This window comes from Providencia sp. wls1914 (genome assembly GCF_009706645.1).
GTDB lineage: Bacteria > Pseudomonadota > Gammaproteobacteria > Enterobacterales > Enterobacteriaceae > Providencia > Providencia zhijiangensis.
Map to the genome: position 1 here is coordinate 25973 of NZ_WLUN01000012.1, position 24891 is coordinate 50863.

A 24891-nucleotide genomic window follows, 5' to 3' on the forward strand; every position below is an offset into this window, starting at 1 on the left:
AAAATAAAAAATAGCGCATTAAGATGAAATAGATTTTATCCTCTCTAAAAATCTATAGGTCTATAATGAATAAAATAACTCCCGCGGTATCGCTCGGTCTATTTGCTCTATTTAACGCCCAAATTACCTTTGCAAACTCAAATTATATTGATGCCAGTGAACTCATCATTAATCAGCGAAATCAGCGATTTGAAGAACTAAGGAATCAGGTAATACCACCATACCCAGCCCCGCAATCTCAAGCGGCGCAATGGGATAAAGATGTTAGCCAGCAGGCAACCCAATTAACGGGAAAACGTAAAAAGAATGCAGAAAAAGACAAAAAAAGTACGCCAGAATATCTTTTTAATATTTACCGAGAATACGTATTTAATCAAAAAGGATTTAATTATAATGATTTTAAAGAAATTAAAGCCTATAAACGTTTAGATAATTTATTCCATTTAGCCACCTTTGCAAATGACCCAATTCAAAATCGAACTCGCTCAATGGATTTTATTCTCAAAGACTATTATTTACGTGGTCGCCCAAATCAAGTACTCGATGATAAAGGTGAATATCTCACAAACTATGTCGATATTACAGGTTCCTCTTACCCAAGCGGACACACTTGGAATGGATTCAAACAAGCCGCTATCTTTGCCACGATTTATCCAGAAAAAGGCGCTCAATTCTTTGATAGAGCCATAGGCTATGGAGAAAGCCGCGTGATTGTCGGCGCACATTTCCCAACTGACACCATTGCCTCACGGGCAGCCAATTATTATCTTCTCGCCCATTTACTAAAAGAGAATAAAACCGCCAATATACTGATTAGCCAAGCCAAAGAAGTACGCCAAGAGCTAAACAGTCAATGCACCATCAGTGATAAGAAATGTAAACCGCCAATAGGCTCTCTCCCCTCTTTTAATGAAAACCTAGGTTATTACGCTAAGCAGAGTGAACAGCCTTCCCTAGCACCCCGCGTTGACCAAATTCCCGCTGATGCTGCGTATTTGCTACGCTCTCGCTTTGCCTATCTTAACAAATCACAGTGGCAGCAGATTATTGCAGGCACCGCTTATCCTACAAACTCTTTAGCAGGCTGGGGCGTTAAGCCGGATCAACCGGAAAGCTATTGGGGACTGATTAACTTATCCAAAGCTTACAAAGGGCCTACGCATTTCGCTGAAGATTGGGTCGTCAATCAACGGGTAACTCAAAACGACGTTGCAAACGTCGGCATTACTGATATTTGGAGCAATGACATCGATGGCAAAGGGCGATTAATCAAACAAGGGGATAGCTCATTAACCTTAGCTGGAATTAACCGTTTTGCAGGGCTTGAAATACAGCAAGGTCGTGTGGTTTTAACGCAAGAAAACCACTTAACAGGCCCCGTCAATGTCAATGGTGGAAAGCTTGAGGTCAAACACATCCTACATGCGCCAGTTGACGTCACCAATGGCACATTACAGCTCAGTCACAGCATCAAAAATACGGTGACATTAAACCAAGGAGCCCGATTTATAGCTTCTGGCACGGTTGATGACTTAGTGGTTAACAGCGGCGCTATCTTAGCCCCTGGAGATAATACTAGAGACCCGACAAGGCATATCAGGGTGAATAACACCGCCATATTCCAGCCCGGCAGTGAATTCCATGTGAGTATTCAAAAAGATGTAATACAGGAATTTGACGCCCTACATGCTGGCGGTACAGTGACCATCAACGGGGGCAAGGTCAACGTGTTCTTCGCTGAAGAATCAGAACCATTCAATGAACGGATACCTAGTCAAGATGAAATTCAGGGTCGATTCCGCACTCAATATGAAATTATTCGCGCCCCCAATATTCAAGGGAAATTTGACAGTATCGAACCTAACTATCTATTTATTGGTACTACATTAAATTATGGTGCAGATCCTCGTTCACCCACGATGCAACGTGTCACACTCAACGTCGGTCGTAGTGGCCTGACTTTTGATGCCTTTGCAAAGACGCCAAACCAAACCGCCATTGCTCACGCCCTTGAAGATCTCCCATTGAATAACACCCTGTATAAACGTTTAATCCTCAGCCAAACCACCGCAGGGGTTAACGATCTTCTTCGAACCTTATCCCCACAAATTCATATTGATACCCTTGCTAGCCAGTTAAATAACCATCGCCAATATCACGGTACGCTGCTGCAACAAACACGCGCATCAGAAAATATCGTCAAAGAGCGTGGCGATAACCGCGGTAACGTCTGGGTAAACGTGCCTTATCATTGGGATAGAACCCAAAGCGACGGCAACGCATCCGGCTTTACCAATAGCAATTATGGGGTGTTCTTAGGAGCAGATAAGCATTTCTTTAATGATGACTTTATCTTTGGAATGAGCTCCGGTTTTACCAAAAACTCCGTATCAGGCGGTGTCGGTCATAGCCATAGCAACAACTATTATTTAACAGCTTATGGCTCATTAAAATTAGCGCCAATCACCTTACGAGCAGGGCTTGGGCACACATGGCACACCATCAAAACGGATAGAACAGTCACCTCATCCATCTATTCCGATCACAATACCGCCGATTATAAAGGCAAAACCAACCACCTGTTTATAGAGGCAGCTTATCCGTGGAAATCGGCATTCATCAATGCCGAGCCGTTTGCCAACTTTGCCTTTACCAATGCAGAAAGCCATGGATTTAGAGAAAAAGGAGAAAAAGCCTCGTTCGTTACAGGTCGCCAATCCCTTGATGCCACCACCACAACGCTGGGATTACGTTTAGATAACCAGTGGAAAGTGGGTAAATCATCCTCAATCGATGTACATGGGGAACTCGGCTGGCAACATCAATATGACAAGCGGGAGCGTGAAATGGCATTTAGATTCGCCCAGCGCGACCTACTTGCGTCACCGCTTAACTATCATGGTGTGAATGCACCGCAAGATGGGATGGCACTCAAGCTAGGATCGAATATTCAGATTACCGACAATACCAAGCTATCCGTGGATTACAGCCAATTTACGGCCAAGGGATATTTAGAAAATAATCTTGATGCCAAATTGTTAGTATCATTTTAATTCGTTAGTCTCGTTGTAATTCATCAACACGATAATTATCAACACAGTAAGCATCAATACAATAAAGCAAAATGGCACCGGAGCGTTTAATCACTCCGGTGCCATTCCTATTTAGGTTCGTTAAGAAAAGCGAACTACAGCAGAATTCTCAACATGCGGCGCAGAGGCTCCGCAGCACCCCATAGCAACTGGTCACCCACAGTAAATGCGGACAGATACTCAGGGCCCATATTCAATTTACGCAGACGCCCTACTGGTGTGCTCAGAGTGCCTGTCACTGCTGCAGGAGTCAGTTCACGCATCGTGATTTCACGATCATTTGGCACCACTTTCACCCACTCATTATGGGAAGCCAGCAGCTGCTCCACTTCATTCAGTGGCACATCTTTTTTCAGTTTCAGCGTGAACGCTTGGCTATGGCAGCGTAATGCGCCCACACGAACACATAAGCCATCAACCGGAATAATATTGCTACCCGTTGCCAGAATTTTGTTGGTTTCCGCCTGACCTTTCCACTCTTCGCGGCTTTGGCCATTTTCTAACGCTTTATCAATCCACGGGATCAAACTACCCGCTAATGGAACGCCAAACGCGTCCGTTGGCATGGAACCACTACGCGTAAAGTCTGTGACTTTTTTCTCGATTTCTAAGATAGCCGATGCCGGATTTTGCAGCTCTTTCGCCACTTGCGCATGTAAAGAACCCATTTGTGACAGCAGTTCACGCATATTACGCGCACCCGCACCGGATGCCGCTTGATACGTTGCGACGGAAGCCCACTCAACCAAGTTATTTGCAAACAGGCCGCCCAGCGACATCAGCATTAAACTCACCGTACAGTTACCGCCGACGAAGGTCTTAATGCCTTTATTTAAGCCGTCTTGGATATGCTGGTGGTTCACTGGATCTAAAATAATAATCGCATCGTCTTTCATACGCAGTGCAGACGCGGCATCAATCCAGTAGCCTTTCCAGCCTGCTTCACGTAATTTTGGATACACTTCATTAGTATAATCGCCACCTTGGCAGCTAATAATAATATCCAGTGCGCTCAGTGCATCGATATCAAATGCATCTTGCAACGTGCTGCGATGACCACCAAAAACAGGCGCTTCAGCCCCGTGTTGGGAGGTGGTAAAAAAGACCGGGTGAATAACATTAAAATCCCCTTCTTCTACCATTCTTTGCATCAATACGGAACCGACCATTCCACGCCAGCCAATAAACCCTACATTTTTCATTCTCTTCACCCTGTCTGTTTACATACATCACCCAAAAAATTTCTGCCTTCGACTTTCACTTTGCCAATCGAAGCGGGAAATTTTTCGGAAAGATGAAATTCAGAAACCATCAATCAACCGTATTAAACGTGACAAAATATGAACCAGTGTGCAAGTGAATTTCATCACTAATAGCAAGAAGATTAGTAATAACGCTAATAATTAGTAAAAACTTATTGATTGATAATTTCCATTTTGGAAAATACTATTTTCCAATTAATCCATACATTCCATCACTCAACCCAATTAAGATTAGCGGATTAATCCTCACAAAGTAGCGTATCTCATGACCAAATATGTCCTTTTTAGTTTCTGGATCGTCCTTATCTATCCTTTGGGCGTCGACCTCCATTTAACCGGTATTCCTTATATTGCCGCCGATTTAAATGCCAATGAAAGCCAGCTCCATGTGGCATTTTCTATCTATTTAGCGGGTATGGCATCCACCATGTTAATTGCCGGATGGTGCGCCGATCATATTGGTCGAAAACCAGTCGTTTTAGTTGGCACGATGGTATTTGCCATCGCCTCTGTTATCGCCGGAAATGCCACATCCATCGATACCTTCTTAATAGCACGATTCTTCCAAGGGATTGGTGCAGGCTTCTGTTATGTCGTGACCTTCGCTATTTTGCGTGATGTATTGACGCCGCAGCGACGCACCAAAGTGCTCGCCGCAATGAATGGCGTAACCTGTATTGCGCCCGTGTTAGCACCTGTCATTGGATTTGCCATTTTACTGATCTACCACTGGTCTGTGATGTTCTACTTTATGGCCGGTTATGCGGTGATCAGTATGCTATTTTGCTTAATCTCAATTAAAGAGACAAAGCCCTCTTCAGCATCACCAACAGAGCAATCGAATACCCAACCAGCCACAGAAGAAAAGTTATTTAGCACCTTCTTTGTCACACGCTTGATTATTTCCTGCTTCGGCATGGGTGTGATCCTGACTTACGTTAACGTCGCCCCAATTATCTTGATGGAAAACCTCGGTTTCACAACCGGTCAATACTCAACCGCCATGACCTTGTTGGCGATGGTGAGTATGGGAACCTCATTCTTGATGCCAAAACTGATTTCGACATTTAATAGCCGAACCTTACTGAATACCGCGTTAAGTCTATTTTTGGTCAGTGGCGTCCTGCTTTCCATCTATCTATTTGCCTTCCCATATTTGGCGATGCTGTACATCGTTTTCGCCTTCTGCGGTGTTGGTTTCTCAATGCAGTTCGGCATCATCATGAGCCAAGCGCTATCGCCATTTGCCAAAAAAGCGGGTATTGCCAGTTCTGTATTGGCCATCTCACAATTAAGCTGCGCCTCGGCATATATTTGGGTGATGGGTGTGATGGGCGTTCCATCAATCAGTATGTTGTTAATTATCTTGCTTGCGGCGGGAATGATTGGCATGGTGTTGCTAAGGGTGCCCACCACGCAAGTCAACCAACAGGTCGCTACATGTGAATAAGCAACTGCATCGATTAGACTTAAATTTACTGGTTATTCTGCAGTATTTGATGGAAGAACGCAGTGTTAGCCTTGCGGCTAAGCGCTTGGCAATCACCCCATCTTCGGTCAGTAAATCCTTGGCAAAATTACGCCAATGGTTTGATGACCCCCTATTTATCCGCAGCCCGCAAGGGCTGCTTCCGACCCCACTCATGCTACGTATTGAAAAATCACTGCCTGAGTTTTTAAATCTCTCACACTATATTGCTGAAATTCGTGATACCGAAAAACCCAGCGGGATGACTTTCCGCTTAATGATGGAAGCCCCGTTAAACTTAATCATGCTTCACGATTTATCCCTGAATATCCTCAATCAATACCCAGAATCGGAGGTCATTGTACGGGATTGGGATTATAACTCGTTGGCAGCACTGATTGCGGGGGATGCAGATATCGGGTTAGTCGGTCGTGAAAGTTTTCATTTATCCAGAGAGTCGATAAGCCAACTCCCCGATATTCTAAATTTCGAAGTGTTATTCACCGATAAACCGCTGGCATTTATCCGCAGTGACCACCCGATTTTGCAAGAAGAATGGACACTAGCGAATTACTTAAAGTACCCGCATATCAGTACTGAATTTGGCAACCGTATTCCGTGGGCGCTCGATGATTTACTGGAAACCATGGGGTTACATCGCCAAATCCATTTATCCTTTTCGACCTTTGAACAATCCCTCTTAATGGCGTCTCGCCCCGATCATAACCTGATCACAAGCTCCCCCGGCTATTGCCAACACTATGTTAATGATTTCAATCTTGATTTAGTCTGCCTTCCTCTTCCTGTTGATGACATTCTCTACCAGCAGCTCGAAATTCCTTTTTTAATGCTGTGGCACAAGCGCAATTCCTATAACTCAAAAACTCTGTGGCTCAGAGAACAGATCAAAAACAGTACGCTTGAATTTGTGAAACCCTGACTTTGTGAAACTTTAAGCTTGTAAAACCCTAAAAAAACGCCCTAGCAAGGAGTATGAATTGCTAGGGCGAAAGCAAGGATGCGAAGAAACAGAGACTAACGGAATACTAACCTTGTACAGCTTTGAAACGAGGATTGGTTTTACAAATCACGTAGATACGACCACGACGGCGCACAACTTGGCAATCAGGGTGGCGCTGCTTAGCGGTTTTTAATGAACTGAGAACTTTCACGGTAACTCCTAATAACAGTTTAGTGTGAATAAAAAGCAATGTAATGTTATAATATAACAATAAAGGAATTCCAATTATCCCGCAATCATTTTCTGGGAAACTTTTGTATAATTAAGCTATTACTGACTTCCCGTCATTACTTATCAAATAGATACATTTCTATTTAATGAAATAGACCAATTTGAGGAAGATGAAATGTATTACGGCTTTGACATGGGCGGCACCAAAATTGAGCTAGCAGTGTTTGACCAAGCGCTCAATCAAGTGTGGCAAAAACGTGTTCCAACCCCCAAAGATGACTATCTCGCATTGCTCAATGCTTTTCGTGATTTAACAGCTGAAGCGGATGCGCAGTTTAACTGCCAAGGTAAAATTGGTATTGGTGTTCCGGGGATCGTCAATCACTCAGAAGGCGTGGTATTTACGACCAATGTCCCAAGCGCACAATACAAGCCTTTCATTCATGACCTAACCAAGCTGTTAAATCGTCCAGTTAAAGTTGAAAACGATGCCAACTGCTTTGCCCTATCAGAAGCGTGGGATCCTGAATTCAAGCGTTACCCTAGCGTTCTAGGCTTGATTCTGGGCACTGGCGTTGGCGGCGGTTTCGTCATCAACGGTAAGGTTTTATCGGGAAAAAATGGCATTGCAGGGGAAATCGGACACATGAATATGAGTGTTCGTGCTGCAAAATACCTCGGGGAAACCGTCCCTGAAATTGTCTGTGGTTGTGGTCAAACCGCCTGTTTTGAAACCTACCTGTCAGGCCCCGGCTTCGAACGCATCTATGCTGCATTTGCCGGTGAGAAGCGCTCTGCCATCGAGATTATTGAACGTTATCACAACGGTGATATTGCCGCTAAACAGCATGTTGAACGCTATATGATGGTGCTGGCGATGTTTATGGGGCAAGTTATCACCGTCTTTGATCCTGACTTAGTGGTGATTGGTGGCGGTCTGTCGCAATTTGATGAGATTTATCGCCTATTACCGGAAATAGTACCTCAATATCTTTATGGCATTGCGAAAATGCCAGCTATCGAAAAAGCCCGTTACGGAGCCTCTGGCGGCGCCCGTGGCGCTGCATTTTTGAATCTCGTCGACTAATTTTCCGCACATTATTATTTCCGCATATTGTTCCACAATCGCATCTCTACTCTTTCGACTTATCGAGAGTAGAGATGACCAATACCTCAAAATTACCAAAATATAATTGAGAATGGTTATCATCTTTGTTAGATTTAATTAAATTGACTAATAATCAATAAGTTGAACCTATTTTTCTTTTTCAGATTAACTACAGAAAATTAACCATAGAAATCAGCGAGATAATCTAGAAACTAGACTTGTCCTATATTGTTCATTTGAAAAGCGCTTATGATAGATTCAGTTCTGCTCATTTTTTGATAGGTGAGTAGTAAAAACACAATTAAAGGTCATATTCGCAGCCGACAGATACCCGCTAAAGTCACATTCAGCCACTTAACTAAAGAGAAAAATAAATGAATTTGTTTTTAGAAAATTGCTTGGCTTTTCCGACCATTATCTTTAGCGGTTTACTGATTATTGTTCTTTTTTACTGGCTCTGTGCCGCTTTTGGCCTGTTAGATATTGATTTATTTAATATCGATACCGAATTAGATGCTGATGGCCTCGATCTTACTGGCTTTGCTGGCTGGCTAACAAAACTCGGTTTAGCTGGTATCCCCGTCACCATTATCTTGACATTATTTACCCTCTTCGGCTGGTTGATTAGCTACTTTGCTGCGCATTTATTCCTACGTTTCATTGATATGACCTTGCTGCGTTACGCCGTCGGCGTCACATCACTGGTGATCACCGCCTTTATCTCCCTGCACTTAACCGCCATTTGCTTAAAACCAATCCGTAGTCGACTGATTAACTTTAATAAACCCAAAACGGTTCATCAGCTAATGGGAAAATTGGCAACAGTGCGCTCAGGGACAGTCACAGAACAAAATGGGGAAGCCACCTTAGAAGATGGTGGTGCAGGGCTGATTTTGCAGGTTAGAGCACCTAGCGCTGAAAATATTAAACGCGGAGATCGCGTCGTTATCATCAGTTATGACCCACAATCCCACAGCTACCAAGTTGTCACTGAAAACGAATTCAGGCAGTAAACACAAAAAATAAACTACCTACTTTGCTAATTAATAAAGAATGACGATATCGTCAGAACCCATGGAGAAGAAATATGGATTTGGCTGAATACATGCCTTTTTTAACGGTTGTTGGGGGAGTGATCATCATCATTCTTGGGTTCTTTGGTTTATTTAAAGCCTTCTACATCAAAGTCCCTCAAGGTACCGCTCTGATTGTCAACGACATGTCCTCACAACCCAAAGTGCATTTTACGGGTGCATTAGTGTATCCCGTTATCTACAAAAAAGAGTTTATGCGCATTTCGCTACTGACTCTGGAAGTGGACCGCCGTGGTAAAGATGGCTTAATTTGCCAAGATAACTTACGTGCCGATATTACCGTTGCCTTCTATCTACGTGTGAATGAAACCACCGAAGACGTATTAAAAGTAGCTAAAGCTATCGGTGTTGAGCGCGCATCTGACCATCAAGCCGTCAGTGCTCTATTCAGTGCTAAATTCTCAGAAGCCCTAAAAACCGTAGGTAAGCAATTAGAATTAGCCAAACTGTTCGAAGACCGCCAAAGCTTCCGTGATCGTATTGTGGACGTGATTGGTAAAGATCTTAACGGTTATGCGCTAGAAGACGTGGCAATCGACTATTTAGAACAAACGCCGAAATCTGCCCTCGACCCGAATAATATTTTCGACTCCGAAGGTATTCGCAAAATCACCGAAATTACCGCTATCCACAATATCGAAACTAACCAAAAAGAGCGCGACCAAGAGTTAGCTATCAAAAAGAAAAATGTGGAAACTCGTGAAGCGAGTCTGGCATTAGAGCGCCAACAAGCCGATGCGGAAGCCCGTCAAAAACGCGAAATTGATAATATTCGTGCGCGTGAACAAGCCGAAACGCTACGCGTTCAAGAAGAAGAGCGCCTCAAATCCGAACAAGCTCGCATTCAAACTCAGCAAGAAATTGAGATCCGTGAAGAAAACCGCATGCGTGAAGTGGAAGTGGCTCAACAGAACCGCACCCGCGCCGTGGCTATCGAAGAAGAGCGCGTCAACCGTGCTCGCGAGCTCGAAATTGTCGCCCGTGAACGTGAAGTTGAACTCCAACGAATTGAAAAAGAAAAAGCATTAGAAGAAGAACGTAAGAATATTTCTAACGTGATCCGCGAACGCGTCGCCGTTGAAAAAACCGTTGCTCAAGAAGAAGAACGCATCAAGGAAGTCCGCGAAATTTCAGAAGCTGAGCGTATGAAGCAAGTTACCGTGATCAACGCCCAAGCAGAAGCAGAAGAAGCGTTAGTTCGTCAGGTGAAAAAAGCCGAAGCCGATGAAGCCAGTGCCAAACACCGTGCAGAAGAAATCAGCACCATGGCACAAGCCGAATTGGAAGCGTCCGCCAAACAAGCCGAAGCCAAAAAACGCTTAGCGGAAGGGATTGAAGCAGAACATGCCGCACTTGGTTTAGCAGAAGCCCGCGTTCGCCAAGCGACCGCTGAAGCTGAAGAGAAAGAAGGTCTGGTTCAAGCCAATATCACCGCAGAAAAACTGTTAGCCGAAGCTCGTGGTCTGAAAGAAAAAGGCTTAACCGAAGCACAAGTGATGGAAGCCAAAGCCAATGCCGAACGCGAACAAGGTTTCGCCGAAGCGAAAATTCTGGAAGAAAAATTGGCAGCGCAGGCGCGTGGTGAAGAGCAACAAGCCAATGCGAAAGAAAAACTGGGCTTGGCGGATGCCAAAGTCTTGGAAGAAAAACTGGCAGCCCAAGCTCGCGGTGAAGGCCAATTAGGCGCAGCGCAAGCTGAAGTTATCCGCCAGCGTCTGAAAGCGGAAGCTGACGGTCTGACTGATAAATTCCAATCAATGGATCACCTCAGTGACACAGCGCGTTCACACGAAGAGTTCCGTATGCGCCTTGAGAAAGAGTTCGAGCAATCCATGGCATCCATTGAAGCGAACAAAGAAATTGCTCGCGAACAAGCGGATGTACTGGCTGCAGCGCTCAGCAAAACCAACATCGAAATTGTGGGCGGCGATGGCGACTTCTTTAACACCTTCTCCAAAGCACTAAGCTTAGGTAAAGCCGTTGATGGGTTTATGGATAAAAGCAGCTTTGCCAAAGATAACCTTGAAAAGTTAGTCAATCGCGTCACAGAAGAGAAGAAAATTGATATCGCATCCTTACTGCAACACCCTGAAGTCAAAGAGTTAATCAATGGCTTTATGGCAGCAAAAGGCGCGCCACAAACAGCGAAAAACATCGTGAGCAAACCCGTGTCTTACGATGATAACCAAAGCTAATTCATCAATATTCAGGCTTTTCAGGTAAGTTTTATACCTCATCCCGCCAAGTTGCAGCACATAGGCAACTTGGCGTTTATGAGCGTATCTCTTTTTAAGACCAAGGAAATTCGTTAAACATGTCAGAAACCCAAGATGTGAATCGCGAACAGGAAATTCTCGACAGTGCCGTCGCAGAAGGTGGCGCGTACGAAATATTACGCAAGCGCCTAACCGAACAAGGGCAGCAACTTCACCAAAAAGCAGCTCAACTCAACGACAGCCGGTTGACTGAATTTGGTCAAAGCCAGATGGACATCATCGGGCGTATCCGTATTCGTACCGAAAATAATTGCCAAGCAAGGGACATTGTCCGTGTCGGTGATTGGCTGCTATTTGGCTATAACGTTTTTCTGGGTCTGAAAAAAGAAACTCACATTGAAGATGTTTTTTCACTATATCAACTGACTGAAAATGAAGGTGATTTTGATGTAATCTCTGTCCCTTATGAAGAGACATTCCTCAATGACACCCGCTTTGTTCAAGATTTTACTGAGCTGTATACCTATTACAAAAACACGCAATTACTGCAATTGGTCGAGCGTGATGGCAAGCTGTTAGCCAGCTTTCAAATTGGTGATCGGTTAACCGATGTGCGTGTTTTCCGCTGGTCAATTTCCAGCGATAAATCCCGCATCGAATACATCGATAACCGTGGCGAACGCGATATTGCCCTGCCGCCAACCAATGATTTCGAATGGGTGCGCACCACGCGGGAAAACACCGTTAATGGTCGCTATCCTCACATTAATATTCTCGATACCGTCTTTGTGGAAACTATCGGCGGCGACCTCACCATCAAATGTGAAAATAATACCGAAGATGGGTTAGGCATCTACCGCGAAGCGGTGCTCGATAAAAACCAATCCCTCGATGACGCCCAAATTGAATATGCCCAGACTGGCAGCCTAATTTTACTCAAAATCTTGCCATACCGCGAAGAGATCTGGCGCTATCTGGTTTACAACATTCTCAACCAAACCGTTCAACGCATTGATGCCATTGGACAAGCATGCGTGCAGTTGCCGGAAGATCACGGCATTATCTTCCCTGGGGGCTACTACCTGCAAAACGGGGAGTACAAAACCTTCGAGCAACCGATGGATGGCATGCGTTTTCGCCGCCTGCGTCGTTCGCCTAACGGGGAAGATGTGCTGTATGTATTTTATTCCCCAAACCAAGGTCGCATCGCCCTTTTCAATTACAACCTGATTGAACGTAAACTCGCTGTACCATTAATCGGCCACGGCTACGCCATGCTCGAAGATGGCAAAATGGTACTGTTCGAAGGGGAAGGCGATGAAGCTACCCGCGTACACCCAATGCAGGTTTGGCAAACCCCATTCTATTCTGATGAATTTGCTGATAAGCAACCGCCACGGGGTGGGTTTCTTGGGCGTATCGGTAATGCCGATTTAGTCCGTGGGATCTCCGAAATTCTCCATGTCGCCAAAGAGATTGAAGGCAACCAAGTTTCCGTTTCTCGATATGAACAACTTAGCCAGCAACCTAAAAACTTGCTGGATATTTTCTATTGGTTTAATGACGACCAATGCTTAGGCATTGGCAAACTCTTAAAAGAGATCGCCCAAACCAGTGAGCTGGTACTCGACGAATACGAAAAAGTCGAAAGCATCCGCCAACAATCCGTCAAATCCATGAATGAGGCGGTCACTCGCCAACGCTCTTTACTGTCCCTCACATTGCCGGAGGGATGGACGGATATTCAACAATTTGTGGATGGGCTAAACGCCTTAAACGCCCAACAAGGGCACCTGATTTCATTGCGAGAATTTCGCTATATGGATCTCACAAAACTCAGTGAGATGGAAAATGAAATCACCGAAGCACAGCAACGCGTCTCCCAAGGTACTGCTCAGTTTCTTGCCAGCGACAAAGCTCTGCAACCGTTTAAAACTCAGCTCGCTACCTTTGAAGAGTTAATTGAAAAGGCACAAACTAGCGCTCAGTTAGATGTCCCAATGAATGACATGGAAAAAATGTCAGCGGATTTGGATATGCTCTCTAACTTAATGGCTTCCTTGAGTTTTGATGATGTTACTTTGCAGACTCACATCATCGATGCCATTTCGCACATTTATGCTCAATTAAACCAATCTCGCGCCCGTTTACAGCAAAAACGCAAATCCCAAACCAGTGTTGAGAGCGTGGCACAATTTGGGGCGCAATTCCGCCTATTTAGCCAAGGGATCACTAACGCACTATCCCTCGCGACTGACCCGGAACGTTGTGATGATCAGTTATCCCGATTACTGGTTCAATTAGAAGAGCTAGAAAGTCAGTTTAGTCATCATGATGAATTTCTTGATGATATTCTGGCAAAACGTGAAGAACTACTGGAAACGTTTGAGTCCCATAAACAAGTTCTGATTGATGACCGCCAGCGCCGTTCGCAGAATTTATTAACCGCCGCCGACCGCTTGTTAGAAAGCCTTCAGCGCCGCACTGTACGCCTGCAAAACCAAGATGAGCTGAATGCGTTTTTTGCTACCGACCCACTCGCGCAAAAAACCCGTGAAATCATCGAAAAACTTCGGGAAATCAACGATAACGTTAAAGCCGACGATATCGACGCCAGACTCAAAGCCTCTCGCGACCAAGCCATTCGTATTTTGCGAGATAAAACCGACATCTTTGAAGATGGTGGAAACATTATTAAGCTGGGTCGTCACCGTTTCAGTGTGAACACCCAAGAGCTTGACCTGACTATCTTGCCAAAAGATAACCAGCTGTGGGTGTACCTCACCGGAACGGATTTCCAAGAACCGATTGATAATGCTGAACTTGCTGAATTACAGCCTTATTGGACCGCTAATCTTGAGTCCGAATCTGATACCGTTTATCGTGCTGAATACCTTGCGTATTCCATCATTTATGCCGCGGCAAAACGCCAAGATGGCTTGGATTACGACACCTTAAAAAGTGCTCTGTCTGCTCCTGAGAAAATCGATAAACTGGTGCGTGATTTTTCGGCGCCACGCTACAAAGAAGGCTACGAAAAAGGGATCCACGACCACGACGCTATCGCGATATTGAAAAAGCTGATCCCGATTGGCGAAAGCGCGGATTTACTGCGTTTCAACCCAACGGCTCGCGCTATCGCGACGATTTTCTGGCATCACATTCAAAACAACGAATACCCTGCCCAATGGCCAGAACGTGCCAGAACCGCGATGAATATCCGCCAGCTATTCAATAACGATGATGCCCTTTTAGATCTTCAAGCGGAGATCGAAGCCGATATCAGCTTATTCCTGCAAGATAACCCAATTAATTGCCAAGCTCATGAGCAAGCTCAAGCCGCGGAATACCTCAGTTTTGCATTAGCAAGAACGCCGATTGAATTGGTGTACAGCAAATATGCACGGGACTTAGTGGCAGCACTACAAACGCGCTTAGAAGACGCCCATATGTGGCTGGATTTCAATCATTCACAGCAAAACCTTGGCACTCGCTATGCTCAGCGCTGGGCGCTGTTGCAAAATTGGCTGCAAGGGCTGTGTTCTATTGATGAATTTACACACTTACGCCCGTACATTCCGGGCGCCATCGCCATTATTATCTTAGATAAAATAGCATCCGCACGTTATAGCGAAGCCGATTTATACTTTAAGGTTACTGGATTACTGGGGGATCACCCCACAATCCACAACCAAACTCTCTCGTTAAGTTTGGATGACTTTTTCAGTCGAATGCGCGAACAGCGCAAGCAATTTATTCCGGCCTTCCGTCAATACCAAGCGCTACGTCAACGCATTGTGAGTGAAGAGCGCAGCCGCCTAAAACTCCATGAGTTCAAAGCTAAGCCACTGAGTTCATTTGTGCGTAACAAGCTGATTAATGATGTTTATTTACCGATTATCGGTGACAACATGGCGAAGCAAATTGGTGCTCTAGGCGAAAACAAACGTACCGATTTAATGGGCTTGTTACTGATGATCTCCCCGCCAGGTTACGGTAAAACCACCCTGATGGAGTACGCGGCTGACCGTCTTGGTCTAATCTTTATGAAGATTAATGGTCCTGCACTTGGGCATGATGTGTTGTCCCTCGACCCAGAGCAAGCCCCGAATGCTACCGCCAGACAAGAGCTGGAAAAACTCAACCTCGCCCTCGAAATGGGCAATAACGTAATGCTGTATGTGGATGATATTCAACATACTCACCCTGAGTTTTTACAGAAATTTATCTCCCTGTGTGATGGAACCCGTCGCATCGAAGGGGTATGGAAAGACAAAACCAAAACCTACGATATGCGCGGTAAAAAATTCTGCGTGGTAATGGCAGGAAACCCATATACCGAATCTGGCGAAGTGTTCCGTATCCCTGATATGCTCGCCAACCGTGCGGATATTTATAACCTGGGTGAAGTGCTCGGTGGGATGGATGAAGCCTTTGCGTTGAGCTATATAGAAAATAGCCTAACCTCAAACCCAGTATTGGCACCGTTGGCGCTGCGCGATTTAAACGATTTGTACTTGCTAGTGGATAAAGCCATGGGCAAATCAGTCTCCACTAACGCACTCAGCTACCCGTACTCTGATGCAGAAGTCAATGAAATTACTGCGGTTATTTCCCGATTACTCAACCTGCGTGATGTGGTACTGAAGGTAAACCAGCAGTATATTGCCAGTGCCGCGCAGTCAGACAAATACCGAACTGAGCCGGCATTCCGTCTGCAAGGCAGTTACCGAAATATGAACAAACTCAGCGAGAAAGTCTCTTCCGTTATGAATGATGATGAATTGGAGAGATTGCTGGATGACCATTATCTTGGGGAAGCGCAATTATTAACGACCGGTGCTGAAGAGAACTTATTGAAGCTGGCAGAATTACGCGGAAGGCTGAATGAGAAAGATGCCGCTCGCTGGCGGCAAATCAAGAAAGACTTCTTGCGTAACAAAGCATTAGGTGGTGATAATGCCGATGTGGGCGACCGCGTTGTGACTCAGCTCGCCCAACTGGTTGAAAGCGTACAATCTCTCGGACATCGATAATGCAAACTTGGCTAAGCCCGCGAATTAAATTACTGATTACCCTTGCGGGTTTGCTGATCGCGATCCAAATCGCCAATAGTTTAAGTGGCTACGCGCTTGTTGGGTTCGGTATCCAACCCAGAACGCTGCACGGGCTGGTGGGGATTATCTTCGCCCCACTGATCCACGGGGATTGGGCGCATCTTCTGAGTAATCTGCCACCATTACTGGTGTTAAGCGCCCTACTGCTACATGATTCCATTCGAAAGTACGCTTACGCCAGCGCCTTTATTATTGTGGTTGGCGGCTTGATTGTCTGGCTAGTGGGCAGAAATGCACTGCACATTGGCGCTAGCGGCTGGATTTTTGGGCTTTGGGGTTTATTGATTGCCCAAGGTTTTTTCCGCCGAAAACTATTAGATATCATTATCGCCCTGTTGGTACTGTTCTATTTTGGTGCGATGGCAAGCGGGTTATTGCCTGTTCATCAACAAATATCGACAGAATCCCATATTGCTGGTGCCATCGCCGGAATTGCTTATGCGTGGTTTGCCAATAAAAAACTAAGAACAACGCCAACAACTACACGTTCAAAGTAACTCGCTACACACTGTAACCCTATACACACAACGCCCTGCGCCATCAAGCAGGTATTGTTCCCGCTCAACATTCACTTGGCTCCCTAATACTTCGCGAAATAGCGCCAATTCCGAACGACAAAAGTTTTGGCACGCGGTTGCCGCCGCGCAGATAGGGCAATGATTTTCGATAAATAACCAGCTATCGCCTTCCTGCTCAACCTTCGCCATATAGCCCTCTTCGCTACGAACCTCGGCGAGTGCAGCTAAACATTTTTCCAATGGCAACCCTTGGCAACGCTCTAAATATTTACTGCGGCTTTCCGCCTCTCGCTGTTCAATCAGTTTTTCTAGCCCCGCATCACCAAAAATGGTTTTCACTGAATCAATGAGCTGCAAAGCCAGCTGGGCATGAGTATCGGGAAAACGTTGATGTCCCAGTTCCGTTAATACCCAGTTTTGTCGAGGACGCCCAGCACCTGATTGAGCGGTACACTGGACACCTTCCACCAGCCCCAGAGATGTTAATTTATGGATATGCTGGCGGGCTGCTTCCCCCGTTAAACCCAGGTCATGAGCAATCACAGCCGTGGAAACGGGTCCTTTGGTTTTGATGCAAAACAGCACCTTATCCACTGCTTGAGTGAGATTTAGATTATCAAAGTATTTACTTGCTTTATTCATAGTGTGATTTTATTATCCAAGCCAATACTTGGATAATACCCTTTTCTTTACTCTTTCGTCCAGCAGGTCTGCGTATGAGCAACAAAACTGTCTCCGAACCCAATGAAACAGGCACAGAACATCAAGGAAAATGGGCCGATTTACTCAGCGGCACTAATGCATTATTGACGATAGCCCTCACAGGTGGCGTCGCACTTCATGCTATCAATATTTATATTGTCACCACGATTTTACCAAGCGTCGTCAATGATATTGGAGGTCTTGAATATTATGCGTGGAACACCACGCTGTTTGTGGCAACGTCCATTATTGGCTCCGCATTATCCAGTAAAGTACTGGATAGCCTAGGGCCTAAACTTGCCTATCTTAGCGCCCTCACACTATTTTCCTTGGGCGCCATTTGGTGTGCATCCTCACCGTCCATGCTCACCTTATTGGGTGGACGTGCCTTGCAAGGGCTTGGCGGCGGAATGTTATTCGCGCTTAGCTATGCGCTGATCCGTATTGTCTTCACGCCAAACTTGTGGTCTCGCGCCATGGGGGTGATATCCGGTATGTGGGGGATCGCCACTTTGTGTGGTCCTGCCATTGGTGGTATTTTTGCTCAAGGGGGTCATTGGCGCTGGGCTTTTTGGGCTTTATTGCCCGTGGCGGTTGTTCTGGCAATGATTGTTATCAACCAATTGCCAGGGAAAAAATCTCAGCAAGCCCAAACAACAAAAATTCCAGTTCTGGCGATTTCACTGCTGGTTATCTCCGTACTTGCTATCTCAATCGGTAGCTTATCAGAAAGCTTGCTCAGTAATCTTGTCGGGTTACTCATTGGTATTGCCTTGCTCATCACCATTGCGTTTATTGATGGCAAGAACGGGAAGCGTTTACTCCCTACAGGGGCTTACTCCCTGAAAACTCAACTTGGGGTTATTTTCCTGATAATGTGTCTGCTAGTGGGGGGAATGACCACCGAAATTTATGTCCCTTACTTCCTGCAAACCATTCACCAGTTTTCACCGTTGATGGCGGGTTATTTAACTGCCGTGATGGCAGCTGGGTGGACGGTGGGTGCTTTACTCAGCGCCAATAAAACAGGCACCATCGTTTTACGTATTCTCAAGATAGGCCCTGTTATCATATTGGTATCATTGGTTATTCTCGCGATACTGACCCCTAACCTTGCCTTAGTCACCTCCATTTCTTTATTTATTCTCTATTTAATCGCCATGATGGGGGTTGGATTGGGGATTGGCGTTTGCTGGCCTCATTTAGTTCTGCGAGTATTTAATGCGGCGCCTAAAGGAGAGGAAAACTTAGCATCCTCTTCAGTGATTACGATCCAATTGTATGCAACCGCGTTATCTGCGGCATTAGTGGGCGTGGTGGTGAACAATAGTGGGTTGATTAATCCTGGTGGGTTAGTCGGTGCTCAACAAGCCTCTGTCTGGCTATTTGCCTTGTTTGCCATTAGCCCACTCTTGGCTGCGATTTTAATTCGCAAAGTTAAGTAATAAAAAAGGAGCCATTGGCTCCCTTTTTATTTAGTAAGCGGTATTGACATTTTTACGGCGAAAGAAAAAAGGCAACACAACAATACTCACCACCAGCACGATTATCGTCGCCATCATGACAGACATAAATGCGCTATCAAATGCCATACTCGCCTGATTTACTAAAAGATTTGCACTATCTTGCGGTAACCCTTCCGCCACAATTAACGCTTCATCAAGGCTATCATAGGCTTTGTCTGCTACCGTTAAACCTGTCGGTAATACCAACTTGGCAGTATAAACCGCGCTCATCAAGCCACCCATAAATGTCACACCGAGCACGCTACCTAACTCGTAAGCCACTTCTTCAATGGATGCTGCCATTCCTGCTTTTTCATCTGGCGCGTTTAACATGATGGTGGTTGATGCTGTGGTAAAAATGGCACCTAACCCGAACCCAATACAGAATAGACATGACAGTAATACCAAGCCAGTTGAGGTTTTGAATACCCACGCAACCCCAATAACCCCCACTAATGTGCAAGCAAACCCTAAAATCATCATCAGCTTAGCGCCGACTTTATGCAAATACATGCCCGCTAATGGAGCCGCTAACACGGACGCAATCGGGATCGGAATAATGTATAACGCCGCCTCGAATGGGGTATAACCTAATACCAACTGCAAGCGCTGACTTAGCAGAAGTTCGACACCGACGATAATCACGATGGATAAAATCGCCATCATAATGCCCGCAAAAAACCGTGAGTCGCCAAGTAATTTGAAATCAATCATTGGCGATTCTGATGCTAATTGTCGACGGCTAAAAATAACCAAAAAGACAATGCCGATCGCACCAGCAATGAGTAACGTGAACCAATCAATATTGGCTTTTCCAAGCTCTTTCAAGGCGTAAATTGAACCAATCAATCCCACCAAAATAAATAAAGAACCTAAATAATCAATTGGTTGCTGCGAATTTCTCGTACTTTTTGGTATTAAAGAAAGTGCAAAAGGGATCACCAACAGCACCACCGGTACGTTAATTAAAAAGACAGAGCCCCACCAGAAATGATTAAGTAATATGCCGCCAACTAATGGCCCAATTGCAGCACCGCCCGATGCCACCGCAGCCCAAATGCCAATTGCCAGCGCCCGCTCTTTCGGGTCTAAAAAGACTTGGCGAACAATAGCTAATGTCGCCGGCATACTAATCGCGGCACCCACCGCTAAAAATCCGCGAGATAAAATTAAGCTCAATGCGCTTGGTGAAAATGCTGCGCACAAAGAGGCCAATGCGAATAAGGGCAACCCTAGTACAAACATTCGCTTATGACCCACTTTATCACTTAACATTCCCGCTGCAGGCAATAGCCCCGCCACGACTAACGGATAAGCATTCATGATCCATAATTTTTCAGACGCTGTTGCGCCTAGGTCATGAGTGAGCTTAGGCAGTGCGGTATATAGCACGGTAACATCAATGACGATGAGAAATAAAACACTCGATACTAAGAGTAGGATAATCCAACGTTTATAATCTGCTATCATAAAATCTTCTCAACTTGTTTAATTGATCACCTTTATGGATGATCGTGCTATAATATAATTCCATACGTACGTATTGAAAAGAGGTTTTTTTAAATGGGACGTCAACGAACAATCGATCGCGAAAAAGTACTAGAAGCAGCGGAAGAGATTGTCATTAATCAAGGTGCTACCGCGCTAACGATTGATGCAGTCGCCAAATCAATGGGGATTTCGAAAGGGGGAGTCCAATACTGCTTTGGTAATAAAGAGGCCTTAATTGATGCTATGTTTGAGCGCTGGAGCCACTCTTACGATGAGATTTTCAGCCGCATGATTGCTCAAGATAATTCCCCAGAAGGCCATGTAGTTGCCCATATGAAAGCCACAGCGGAGCACGATAAAACCAGTATCGCCAAGGGTGCTGCGTTAATGGCTTCTTTGCTGCAAACACCCGAATATTTAGAAAGTACCCGTAAATGGTATCGAGAACGCATTGCTAATTTAGACTTATCAACCGAAAGCGGCAAGCGAGCTCGACTAATGTTTTTAGCCACTGAAGGTACTTTTATTTTGCGCCATTTTGGTTTGATGGATATTGATGATGCAGAATGGCAGTCAATCTTCAGTGATATCGAAAACACCTTTAAATTTTAGGTGAAAATCCATTTTTGATATCTCTAACACTCTCTTTTTTATATTTTTATCTAAAAAGGAGAGTATTCAATGAATAGAATAAATAATGGGTGCAGAGATAAAGTATCTCAGTCATATATTGAACAAAACCAATCCACTTTAGCGCAACCTAAAAATGGAAAAAACCTGTTTATAGAGAGACTAAACAGATTATTTAATACCGGATTGTTCAATAAATTGCTAAAACATCCCAAGAAAACAAAAAATACCAAAATAATCCCTCTCAATCAGGGTTTCGTAAAGCTGGCAATACCTGAAGTTATCCCTCTAAAGACACTCAAAAATACGAATTTAGCACCGAATAAAGTACATATTGAGCCTATAATCGCGAAAACGGCACCAAGCGAAATAGACCAATTCACAGAAAAATTACATCGCCTCAATATCATCTTTAAAAATGATGCGTTCGGCGCTGATCATCGACCTACCTTTTTAGTCAAAAATAACCCTACATGTCGCACAATCACCCTCAACAGACATAATTATCTTGGTAAGGGGGAATATGGAACCGCCTATCGCATTGGTGACTTTGCGATTAAAATTCCTCATCGCGATTTAATATTTAAATACAATAAATATGCGGAGTACGATCGCTGCGTCAGAGTATTAAATGAAATAAATCAAGATATTAATTTTGCTCGCTCGACTACGTTAGCAAACGGCAATGTTGTTTTAGTCACTAAGTTTATTGATGGGAAATCGATAAAAGGCAAGGCGGCTTTTGATTTTGTTAAATCAAGAGGACGCACTCTTTTTGATCCTGGCTCCGAAGGTAACGTAAAAAAAGACAGGCACAATAATCTGTTTTTAATTGATGCTGATTTTGCTGCGCAGCCTAAACAGCTAAATCGCACCCTGTCTATAGGTACCATTGAAATCTATAAGCGCTATAAAAATCAATAACAATACAATTAATAAGCAAACTGAAAATCCGGTTAACATTAACCGGATTTTATCTGAAAGTATTAGGCATTAATTTTTCGCAAGTGCTTATATATTGTCGCAGAGCTTATTCCTAATTCAGCAGAGACAATTTTATGAGCCGCTGGAAACTCAAACATTCCACTATCATGGAGTTCTTTGATGATTTCGTAATTCTTATTTTTACTTGGGATATTTTTGTTGGAATAGACTGTATTCTTGATAGGCTCAAGGTGATCCATAATTAACTTATTAATATCCTGAGAAAAATTTTCATTCTTTGAGTTATGACTACTGCTCATCAAATCAACCATAGCATTCATCGGCATGTCCAATGCCCAGTTCATGCACACCATTCCAATAGGTTGATTATCTAAGTTAACAATCAGTGTGGAAGAAGAACGAAAAGGGCGGATACTTTTGGTATTAAAGTAAACATCCCACGATGAATGATTCTTTTTAAATCCTGCCAACTTTTCTAGCGCGATATTGGTTACTGGTGCACCCAATGACCTTCCTGTTAAATGCCCATTCGCGATATGGATCACTGAACTGTGCAAATCTTCAAAACTGTGTAGAACAACTTCACAATATGGCCCCAAAAATTCACCAAGGCACTCAATCATCGGAATATAAGATCGCAGTAACTTGCGGTCATCTTCCGTAAATACATGATTAATACTCGTTTCCATATTTGTTAGCCTTCAATCAATTGATTTATTAATTTTAGATAATCAAGTCAACTATTTCAATCCTAAAAAACAAAATCACCTTACTTAGTAAACTATTTTTTTACTTAATCAAATTATAGACACCCATCACGGTGTTGAATTTTCCCATGTGGTTAAATGCTGATCATCAAATAGCGTCATTAAAGGAGTCAAAATGATCATCTCAACCACCAATGCCCCAAAGGCTATCGGCCCTTATTCTCAAGCAAGACAAGTAGGTAATACCGTTTATATTTCTGGCTGCTGCCCTTTTCATCATGAAGATGGATCCGTTGTCGGAACAGACATCACGGAACAAACCCATCAGGTAATGAAAAACCTACAAGCCATCGTTGAAGCTGCGGGTTTGACGATGAATGACGTCGTCAAAACCACCTGCTTTATCAGTGATATGAATAACTTTGCAACATTTAACGGGATCTACCAATCCTATTTCTCTGAAGGCACCTACCCTGCTCGCTCATGTGTGGAAGTTTCTCGTCTACCAAAAGATGTGTTGATTGAAGTTGAGGCTGTCGTTGTAAAACAATAATAACAAGGCGGATGTATGAATAAGTGGATAAGACTTAGTTTTCTCATTCTTGGTGCTGGAACCATTTTCAAGTTATCCAGCATGAAAGATGTTTTCTATGTTCCTATGCAGCAAGATTGGGGACTAACAAATGCTCAAATTGGTTTCGGTTTTACTGTTTACACTATTGTTCAAACCATTGGTCTATTTTCATCGTTATATATTGCGGATAGATTTTCCAAAAAAATTCTTCTACCCGTAGGATTAATTGGTGTTGGACTTTGTGGAGCATACTTATCCACACTTCCGCCATTTACAGGCTATCTCATCTCATTTGCTGTGATGGCCTTGTTCGCCGACGTGATTTACTGGCCTGTCTTGCTTAAAGCCGTTCGTTTGCTCGGTGATAAAAAAGAGCAAGGTCGTTTATTTGGTTTCTTAGAAGCTGGCCGCGGTATTGTTGACGTGATCATTGCTTCCGGTGCACTGTACGTGTTTGTGCTATTTGGTGAAGGCAAAGCAGGTATGCAAGCTGGGTTGATGTTCTATACCATCGTAACGGTATTAATCGGGGTCATCACTTATTTTATTGTCAGTGATGATGATAAAAAAGTGGCCGAGAATTCATCCGAAGCGAATAAACAAGTTATTGAAGGTATTAAAAGCGTCATTAAGTGCCCTAACCTATGGTTAGCATCGATGACCATCTTTTTTATCTATGCATCATATTGTGGATTAACTTACTTTATCCCATTCTTGAAAGATATTTATGCACTACCAATCGCACTAGTCGGTGCTTACGGGATTATTAACCAATACGCTCTTAAAATGGTCGGCGGCCCAATTGGTGGTTTCTTATCTGATAAAGTATTCAAATCACCAACTAAATTTTTACAGTTCACATGTTTATTATCCGCAGCCGCAATGGGTCTGTTCATGTTGCTACCTCATGAAACCATGAACGTCTATTTAGGTATGGCAGCGACATTAGGATTTGGCGCAATTATTTTCTGCCAACGCGCTATCTTCTTCGCGCCAATGGAAGAAATTGGTACCAAGCGTGAATATGCAGGTTCTGCGATGGCATTTGCTTGTATTCTTGGTTATATGCCAGCGATGTTTGCTTACGCTATTTATGGTTCATTCTTAGATAACTACCCGGGCATTACTGGCTATAACTTTGTTTTTGGCATGATGATCATGTTCAGTTTACTCGGTTTTGTGACAGCTAAAATCTTAACTAAACGCATCAAACAACGCGAAGCTGACACTGCCACAGCGAATGAATAGACTTGAAATCACAGGTGAAAAA

General features: G+C 44.1%; 16 protein-coding genes and 2 pseudogenes. 13 read left to right on the top strand and 5 right to left on the bottom strand.

The features are described from left to right. The first annotated feature begins 65 nt into the window (after positions 1–65). Entirely contained in the window at positions 66–3053 is a 2988-nt protein-coding gene (locus GKR74_RS08245) for an autotransporter domain-containing protein (RefSeq protein ID WP_154603204.1), read from the top strand. A gap of 134 nt (positions 3054–3187) precedes the next feature. On the opposite strand, the gene asd is transcribed toward GKR74_RS08245, so the two are convergent. After that, positions 3188–4294, bottom strand: coding sequence for an aspartate-semialdehyde dehydrogenase (gene asd, locus GKR74_RS08250; protein WP_154603205.1), 1107 nt, complete (start codon positions 4292–4294; stop codon positions 3188–3190). 325 nt (positions 4295–4619) lie between these two features. Between asd and GKR74_RS08255 the strand changes: the two genes are divergently transcribed. Both GKR74_RS08255 and yidZ read left to right on the top strand, forming a co-directional pair. Beyond that, the gene (locus GKR74_RS08255; RefSeq protein WP_154603206.1) at positions 4620–5804 is read left to right on the top strand and encodes an MdtL family multidrug efflux MFS transporter; all 1185 of its coding nucleotides are present in this window, start codon (positions 4620–4622) and stop codon (positions 5802–5804) included. Then, a pseudogene (gene yidZ / locus GKR74_RS08260) lies at positions 5797–6786 on the top strand (HTH-type transcriptional regulator YidZ). The gene GKR74_RS08255 and the pseudogene yidZ overlap by 8 nt, the downstream one beginning before the upstream one ends. A gap of 82 nt (positions 6787–6868) precedes the next feature. On the opposite strand, the gene ykgO reads toward yidZ, so the two are convergent. Further along, positions 6869–6994, bottom strand: a complete 126-nt coding sequence (gene ykgO, locus GKR74_RS08265; protein WP_006660624.1) for a type B 50S ribosomal protein L36 — start codon at positions 6992–6994, stop codon at positions 6869–6871. Between the two features lie 195 nt (positions 6995–7189). Between ykgO and nagK the strand changes: the two genes are divergently transcribed. The 5 genes from nagK to GKR74_RS08290 all read left to right on the top strand — a co-directional run bounded on the left by nagK (position 7190) and on the right by GKR74_RS08290 (position 17046). Beyond that, complete coding sequence (gene nagK, locus GKR74_RS08270; protein ID WP_154603207.1) at positions 7190–8101, top strand: N-acetylglucosamine kinase; 912 nt, start codon at positions 7190–7192, stop codon at positions 8099–8101. 395 nt (positions 8102–8496) lie between these two features. Beyond that, positions 8497–9135, top strand: a complete 639-nt coding sequence (locus tag GKR74_RS08275; RefSeq protein ID WP_154603208.1) for an OB-fold-containig protein — start codon at positions 8497–8499, stop codon at positions 9133–9135. Positions 9136–9209: 74 nt separating this feature from the next. Next, complete coding sequence (locus tag GKR74_RS08280) at positions 9210–11411, top strand: flotillin family protein (RefSeq protein WP_154603209.1); 2202 nt, start codon at positions 9210–9212, stop codon at positions 11409–11411. A 119-nt stretch (positions 11412–11530) separates the two neighbouring features. Continuing rightward, the gene (locus tag GKR74_RS08285) at positions 11531–16468 is read left to right on the top strand and encodes a DNA repair ATPase (RefSeq protein WP_154603211.1); all 4938 of its coding nucleotides are present in this window, start codon (positions 11531–11533) and stop codon (positions 16466–16468) included. Further along, positions 16468–17046 carry a rhomboid family intramembrane serine protease gene (locus tag GKR74_RS08290; RefSeq protein WP_154603212.1) on the top strand — a complete coding sequence of 193 codons (579 nt, stop codon included), beginning with the start codon at positions 16468–16470 and terminating at the stop codon, positions 17044–17046. Before GKR74_RS08285 ends, GKR74_RS08290 begins: the two co-directional genes overlap by 1 nt. On the opposite strand, the pseudogene GKR74_RS08295 reads toward GKR74_RS08290, so the two are convergent. Continuing rightward, positions 17011–17709 (bottom strand): annotated as a pseudogene (locus GKR74_RS08295) (helix-turn-helix transcriptional regulator). The gene GKR74_RS08290 and the pseudogene GKR74_RS08295 sit on opposite strands and share 36 nt — an antisense overlap. 74 nt (positions 17710–17783) lie before the next feature. On the opposite strand from GKR74_RS08295, the gene GKR74_RS08300 reads away from it, so the two are divergent. After that, entirely contained in the window at positions 17784–19214 is a 1431-nt protein-coding gene (locus GKR74_RS08300) for an MFS transporter (RefSeq protein ID WP_154603216.1), read from the top strand. Between the two features lie 30 nt (positions 19215–19244). On the opposite strand, the gene GKR74_RS08305 is transcribed toward GKR74_RS08300, so the two are convergent. Then, positions 19245–20744: an MFS transporter gene (locus GKR74_RS08305; RefSeq protein ID WP_154603217.1), complete on the bottom strand. Its 1500-nt coding sequence runs from the start codon at positions 20742–20744 to the stop codon at positions 19245–19247. Between the two features lie 93 nt (positions 20745–20837). Between GKR74_RS08305 and GKR74_RS08310 the strand changes: the two genes are divergently transcribed. Further along, positions 20838–21377: a TetR/AcrR family transcriptional regulator gene (locus tag GKR74_RS08310; protein WP_154603219.1), complete on the top strand. Its 540-nt coding sequence runs from the start codon at positions 20838–20840 to the stop codon at positions 21375–21377. Positions 21378–21446: 69 nt separating this feature from the next. Beyond that, positions 21447–22319, top strand: a complete 873-nt coding sequence (locus tag GKR74_RS08315) for a hypothetical protein (protein WP_154603220.1) — start codon at positions 21447–21449, stop codon at positions 22317–22319. A gap of 62 nt (positions 22320–22381) precedes the next feature. On the opposite strand, the gene GKR74_RS08320 is transcribed toward GKR74_RS08315, so the two are convergent. After that, positions 22382–23029 carry a helix-turn-helix transcriptional regulator gene (locus GKR74_RS08320; RefSeq protein ID WP_154603221.1) on the bottom strand — a complete coding sequence of 216 codons (648 nt, stop codon included), beginning with the start codon at positions 23027–23029 and terminating at the stop codon, positions 22382–22384. Positions 23030–23222: 193 nt separating this feature from the next. Here GKR74_RS08320 and GKR74_RS08325 point away from each other — a divergent pair, with 193 nt between their 5' ends. Next, positions 23223–23600 carry a RidA family protein gene (locus tag GKR74_RS08325; RefSeq protein ID WP_154603222.1) on the top strand — a complete coding sequence of 126 codons (378 nt, stop codon included), beginning with the start codon at positions 23223–23225 and terminating at the stop codon, positions 23598–23600. A 15-nt stretch (positions 23601–23615) separates the two neighbouring features. Beyond that, positions 23616–24869, top strand: coding sequence for an MFS transporter (locus GKR74_RS08330; protein WP_154603223.1), 1254 nt, complete (start codon positions 23616–23618; stop codon positions 24867–24869). Positions 24870–24891 lie beyond the last annotated feature (22 nt).

Coding starts and splice junctions, on each gene's coding strand:
- GKR74_RS08330 (WP_154603223.1), top strand. CDS start 23,616: ATGAATAAGTGGATAAGACTTAGTTTTCTCATTCTTGGTGCTGGAACC.
- GKR74_RS08320 (WP_154603221.1), bottom strand. CDS start 23,029: ATGGAAACGAGTATTAATCATGTATTTACGGAAGATGACCGCAAGTTA.
- GKR74_RS08315 (WP_154603220.1), top strand. CDS start 21,447: ATGAATAGAATAAATAATGGGTGCAGAGATAAAGTATCTCAGTCATAT.
- GKR74_RS08255 (WP_154603206.1), top strand. CDS start 4,620: ATGACCAAATATGTCCTTTTTAGTTTCTGGATCGTCCTTATCTATCCT.
- GKR74_RS08305 (WP_154603217.1), bottom strand. CDS start 20,744: ATGATAGCAGATTATAAACGTTGGATTATCCTACTCTTAGTATCGAGT.
- nagK (WP_154603207.1), top strand. CDS start 7,190: ATGTATTACGGCTTTGACATGGGCGGCACCAAAATTGAGCTAGCAGTG.
- GKR74_RS08300 (WP_154603216.1), top strand. CDS start 17,784: ATGAGCAACAAAACTGTCTCCGAACCCAATGAAACAGGCACAGAACAT.
- asd (WP_154603205.1), bottom strand. CDS start 4,294: ATGAAAAATGTAGGGTTTATTGGCTGGCGTGGAATGGTCGGTTCCGTA.
- GKR74_RS08285 (WP_154603211.1), top strand. CDS start 11,531: ATGTCAGAAACCCAAGATGTGAATCGCGAACAGGAAATTCTCGACAGT.
- GKR74_RS08280 (WP_154603209.1), top strand. CDS start 9,210: ATGGATTTGGCTGAATACATGCCTTTTTTAACGGTTGTTGGGGGAGTG.
- GKR74_RS08310 (WP_154603219.1), top strand. CDS start 20,838: ATGGGACGTCAACGAACAATCGATCGCGAAAAAGTACTAGAAGCAGCG.
- GKR74_RS08290 (WP_154603212.1), top strand. CDS start 16,468: ATGCAAACTTGGCTAAGCCCGCGAATTAAATTACTGATTACCCTTGCG.
- GKR74_RS08325 (WP_154603222.1), top strand. CDS start 23,223: ATGATCATCTCAACCACCAATGCCCCAAAGGCTATCGGCCCTTATTCT.
- GKR74_RS08245 (WP_154603204.1), top strand. CDS start 66: ATGAATAAAATAACTCCCGCGGTATCGCTCGGTCTATTTGCTCTATTT.
- GKR74_RS08275 (WP_154603208.1), top strand. CDS start 8,497: ATGAATTTGTTTTTAGAAAATTGCTTGGCTTTTCCGACCATTATCTTT.